The following is a 5,880-nucleotide window of genomic DNA, read 5'->3' as shown; positions in this document are numbered from 1 at the left end:
GCGCCGTGACCGGCACCGAGATGACGGAGGCGAACCAGGGGGCGAAGGATGTGGTGAGCCACATGAGCTTCACCGTGAGCCACGGGGCTGATGCGCTCGACACGAGCAGCCTCAAGTTCGATATCGCAGCCATTCAAGGCAGCCTGGATGGCAAGTACAGCAGCCACGGCAGCCCGGTGACTTTCACCCTGGATGCCAACGGCGAGCTGGTGGGGACCAGCGCGGACGGCCGCGAGGTACTGCGGGCCGAGCTGAGCCTCGTTGAGAACAACGGCAACTGGAGCGTCACCGCCAGGGTGACCCTGGGGGCCGAGCTGGATCACCAGGGGAGCGAGTCCCTCGACCTGCCGCTCACCGTCACCCTGACCGACAAGGATGGGGACAGGGTCTCCACCGATTTACCGCTCACCATCAAGGATGGCCATGCGCCGCACTTCGTGGCGGGCAGCGGAGTGAGCCTGGATGAGCGTGGGCTCGACGGCAGCAATACCCTGACCGGCACCGGCCACTTCCAGGTCAATGCGGGCTCGGATCGGGTGAGCGAGGTGTCGTTTGCCGACATCAGTGAGCAGCCGGCCCTGACCGCCCTGGGTCAGAGCGTCAAATACGAGCTGGTGGACGGCGATGCCAGCATCCCGGGCAACCAGGTGCTGAAGGGCTATGTGGAAGTCAATGGCCAGCGCGTCGAGGTGCTTCAGGTCGAACTGGTGGGCAAGCTGGACAATGCCGCCAGCAACGGTTTTGACTACAAGGTGACCCTGTTCGAGGGGGTTCACCAGAGCGGTGGCACTGCGACCGACCTGCCGTTCAAGCTCAACATCGTCGACAGCGACAAGGGCAGCGGCAACAACGACAGCACCACGGGCACCCTCAACATCCGCATTTCGGAAGGGGACAAACCGGCCCTCACCCTGACCGGCGTGACCCTGAGCGAGGGGCGCTTCGATGGCGCCGCCAACAACCAGACCAGCGATGATCAGCATGCCACCGGCACCCTGACCATCACGGCGGACTCCGATCCCGTGGTGGACGTGCGGCTGACCCTCTCGGGCCAAGTCGTGGATGGGAGTGGCAAGGCCATCACCCACAATGGTGAGACCCTCACCTGGCAAGAGGTGGCGGGCAGCAACGGCCACAGCTTCCAGGCAGTGACTGCGAGCGGCACCCTGGTGCTGACGGTGACCCTGCCCAATGTGCCGGGGCGCATCGAAGCCCACACCCAGGCAACCCTCGATTACCAGGTGACGGTACACACCAACCTGGATCACGGGGCGGACGACAAGCTCAACCTGAGCCTGCCGATCAAGGTGACCGACAGCGACGGCAGCGTGATCACCGGCAGCACCACGGCGGTGATCACCGATGCGGCGGATCCCGTGATCACCGCCATCGAGGGGGTGACCGTCAAGGAGTCGGACCTCAACGGGGGCAGTGGCCAGCATGGGGGCACCAGTCCGTCAGGCACGGGAGAGGTTGCCATCGGCCAGGTGACGATCGCCGCCGGGAGTGACCGGGTGGTTTCCCTGCAACTGGATGTGGCCCGCTTCAACGCCCTCAATACCCTGACGTCGGGGGGCAAGGCGGTCACCATAGGGGCAGACAGCCAGCCGGGTGTCTACCTTGGCAAGGACAGCGCAGGCAAGCTCATCTTCAAGCTGACCCTGGATGCGTCCGGCCGCTACACCTTCGAGCTGACCGGCAACCTTGATCACAGCGTCCAGGGCAAGGATCTGCTGGATATCCAGCTGCCCTTGCAGGCACGGGACAGTGACGGGGATCTGAGCGCCGAAGTGATCGGCCATGTGAGCGTGCAGGATGACGTACCCGTGGCCGTGGACGCGAGCAAGACCCTGAATGAAGGGGCGAAAGTGACTGGCGATCTGCTGGCCACTGCCAGCGAGGGGGCGGATGATGCGGTGGTGAGAGCGGTGACCATCAATGGCACCGAGCACCCCATCGCCGCCACGGGCAATACCACCATCTCGGTGACGGACGGCACGGGGCAGATCATCGGCACCCTGGTGATCAATGCCGAGGGTGACTACAGCTTCACCGCCAAATCGGGCATCGATCACAGCAACAACACCCTGGTACAGCAGATAGGCTTCCACCTGGTGGATGGCGACGGGGATACCGACGATGGTCTTCTGACCCTGACCATCCGGGACGAGGCGGGCAAGCTCACCGTGAGCGCCGTCACCGGCCAGGAGGATGCGGGGGCGAGCGATCCGGGCCAGGGGATCCCCATCACCATGAACCTGGATGTGGGGGATTTCGATCGGGGCGAGCATGTGGAGCAGTTGCTTATCCAGGCGCCAGCCAACGCCCAGGGCACCTTCTATTTCAACGGCGTCGCACTGACCACCATCACCCAGGGGGGCAAGACCTGGTATGAGGTGCCGCCCGCGGCCATGGTGGCGGTGGCCAACACCGATGACAAGTTCCAGCTCACCGGTGTCACTTTTGTGCCAAACCACGACTACTCGAGCTACAACAACGGAGGTGCTGCGCTGCGCTTCCCGGTGCAGTTGCAGGTGGGGGTCACCGAGGGGAGCAAGCCCCCGGTGCTGACCGGCAATCTGGACATCACGGTGCAGGGCATTGCCGACAAACCCCTGTGGGATGCGGGCAGCACGCACCAGCACTACACCACGGACGAGGACAGCAGCGGCATCGCCCTCAACGTCAAGGCGGGTCTCACCGATACGGACGGCTCCGAGACCCTGAGCTACCAGATAGAGTGGGCCTCCGGCCAGGGCACGCTGACCCTGAATGGCAAGGTGCTCACCCCGGGGGCGAACGGCCTCTATACGGTGGCCGGTGGCGACATCAACAAGGTGACCGTGGTGCCCGGCAAGGACTACAGCGGTGACATCAAGCTCATTGTGACCCCGGTGAGCACGGAGAAGACCCCGGTGGTGACCGGCAAGGAGACGGCCCTCGGCGATCCTCTGGAGGTGATTGTCAACGTGAACCCGCTGGCGGACGACGCCAAGCTGACGGTGCGCGAGATCCAGGGCAAGGAAGATACCCTGATCGATCTGGGCAGCAAGATTGGGCTCGCCCATCTGGGAGACACCACAGATGGCTCCGAGCAGCTGTTCGTGCGCATCAGCGGCCTGCCCGCCGGTGCCACCCTGCTGCTGGGTGGGGTGGCGGTCACTCTGGATGCCAACGGCTATTACGAGGTGCCCTATGACCGCATCAATGACCTCAAGCTGCTGCCGCCCAAAAACAGCAACGTCGATTTCGATCTCACCATCAAGGGGGTGGTGAAGGACACCGCCATCCTGACCGATGCCAGCGGCCAGACCCACACTGTGATGAACGAGAAGGAGACCGGCAGCCAGAGCCTGCACGTGGATCTGGTGGGGGTGGTGGATGAACCCCATTTCGATCTCAATACCACCGACTGGACCCAGGATGGCAACGGCTACAGCATCACCATCCAGGAGGATGGCCGGGCACCGCTGGACTTCAAGCTCACCTCGGGGGAGTGGACGGATACCCCGCTCGATCACTCGGAAACCCTCAACCTGGTGCTGGAAGGGCTGCCGGAAGGGGCCAAGGTATTCGACGGCAGTGGCAAGGAGCTTACCCTGACCTTCGCCGGGCTCGATGGCAAGGGCAATCCTCTCTATCAGGTGGATGTGACCAGCCTTGGCAACCTGCAGATCCAGCCGCCCCCCAACAGCACCGCCGATCTGCACCTGGTCGGCCACGTGGTGGTGACCGAGAATGACGGCGACCACAAGAGTTTCGACGTGCCCCTCACCATCAAGGTGGAGCCGGCCATCGACGCCACCGACTATGCCAAGACCAGCCATGGCCTGGAGGATCAGTTCACCGTCCTCGACTGGCAACCTGATCTGACCGACGGCGCCGAGAAGGTGACCCACCTCAGCCTCTCCGGAATCGAACCCGGGTATGAAGTCTGGATCCGCGTGGGCGGGGTCGAGACCCAGCTGACCGTGAGCGGCGGCGCCGTGGAGTTGAGCGACGCCGAGCTGCAAAGCCTGCTCGGCGGTGGCCAGCTGCTGGTGAGAGGGCCCGAAGACAGCGACAGGGACACCACCCTCCAGAGCCATGTCACGGTGACACAAGTGGATGTGGACTCCAGCGCCACTGCCCAGAAGGTGATCGACGGCACCCTGCATGTGGATATCCAGGCGGTGGTGGAGCCTGATGCCAACCTGGTGCAGACCGGTCAGCTGGAGAGCCCGGACGGGCACGACATCCCGCTGGATGGCGTCTTCGTGTTCGAGGATCTGGACCCCAGCAGCGATGAGGTCATCGACTACCTGGTGATCAGCGATCTGCCCCCCGGCTTCGTGGTGGTGGGCGGCATCAACGATGGCAAGGGCAACTGGACGGTGCCCCACGACGCCCTCGGCAGTTATGCCTTGCGCTCGCCGGATGGCTTCACCGGCACCGTCACCTTCAAGGTGAGCGCCAGGGTGATCGACCTTGGCGACAACAACGAGGGGGATGTGAGCGCTCCGGCCTATCGGGAGATCACCGCCAGCGCCGACTTCCATGGCGCGACCCACTCGGGCCAGGTGGCCGCCGATGTCGATTTTGACAACAGCGCCCCCATCACCGGGGTGGAGGATCACGGCGTCAACTTCGGCAGCCAGCTCAAGCAGATGGTGACCCTGGGCACGGCGGACAGCGGGGACGACGAGCTCAGCATCGTCATCACTGGTCTCCCCCCGGGCGTCAACGTGCAGGGGCTCACCTTCGACTTTGTCAACGGCGAGTACCTCATCAAGCTGCCGGGTGGCCTCGATGATCTCGACCGCCTGACCCTGACCCTGCCGCAAGACTATGCCGGTGACGGCCTGCACTTCAATGTGCGCCTGGTCAACACCGACACCGTGAGCGGTGACACCAAGATGGTGGAGAAGGACGTCACCCTCTCCATCACCCCGGAGGTGGACATCAACGGCGGGGCGGATGGCCTGCCCGAGCTGCAACTGAACGTGAAGGACGTAAACGGCGACGGCCAGCCTGACAATCTGGAAGACACCGAGATCCACCTCGATCTCTCGGTCAAGCTCGCTGACATCAGCCCCTCGGTGGCCGATGGCGGTCTCGAGACCGTGGAGCGGGTGGTCGTGACCGTGGATCCTCAATATGGTCACTTCCTCGACAAGAACGGCCAGCCGGTCGCCACCCTCACGGTGAACGACCCGGCGGACCTCAAGGATCTGGTGTTCGTGCCCAAGGAGCACTTCAGCGGCAAGGTGCCGCTGGCGGTGACGGTGGATATTCTCGATACCGCCACCACGGGCACGGATCGGGGGAGCTGGAGCGGCAACGTGAACTTCGAGGTGCTGCCGGTGAACGATCCGGCCAACCTCACGGTCCAGAACGTCACGGGCCAGGAAGATGGCAGCGTGAGCCTGGGGGGGCTGGGGGCCAGCCTCATCGACAACGATGGCTCCGAGCAGATCGTCGGGTTGCAGATCAAGGGGGTGCCGGATGGCTTCACCCTGTCCGCCCCGGCGGTCAACAACGGCGGCGGGGTGTGGCAGGTGCCTGTGGGCACCGACTTCTCCAAGCTGACCCTGATCCCGCCTGCGGACTTCAGCGGCACCGTGGAACTGACCCTGAGCGCCTTCACCCTGGACAAGGGGCTGACCCTTCCCCTTGAAACCAGTGCGGGCTTCACCGTCACCGTCAATCCGGTGGGGGATGCGGTCATCACCGACATGCAGGAGCAGGCGAGCGGCACCGAAGGGGATGTGATCACCCTGAACCTGGGGGTGGAGACCCGGGATACCCAGGCCACCGGCGGCAATGCCGGCAATGTGCACGAGAACGGGCCCGAGCAGGTGCGCGTCACCCTGGAAGGGGTGCCGGACGGGGCAGAAATCC

At 64.3% G+C, this 5,880-nt stretch carries 1 protein-coding gene; it reads left to right on the top strand.

Features of this window, described 5'->3' with window-relative positions:
• A partial coding sequence (locus tag AACR77_RS18355; RefSeq protein ID WP_042883269.1) for a T1SS-143 repeat domain-containing protein occupies positions 1-5,880 on the top strand: 5,880 nt, incomplete at both ends.

Origin of the sequence: Aeromonas sp. ZOR0002 (genome assembly GCF_963866995.1) — a bacterium.
GTDB lineage: Bacteria > Pseudomonadota > Gammaproteobacteria > Enterobacterales > Aeromonadaceae > Aeromonas > Aeromonas caviae.
Note: the sequence above shows the minus strand (reverse complement) of the source record. Positions and strands in the feature narration are given on the sequence as shown.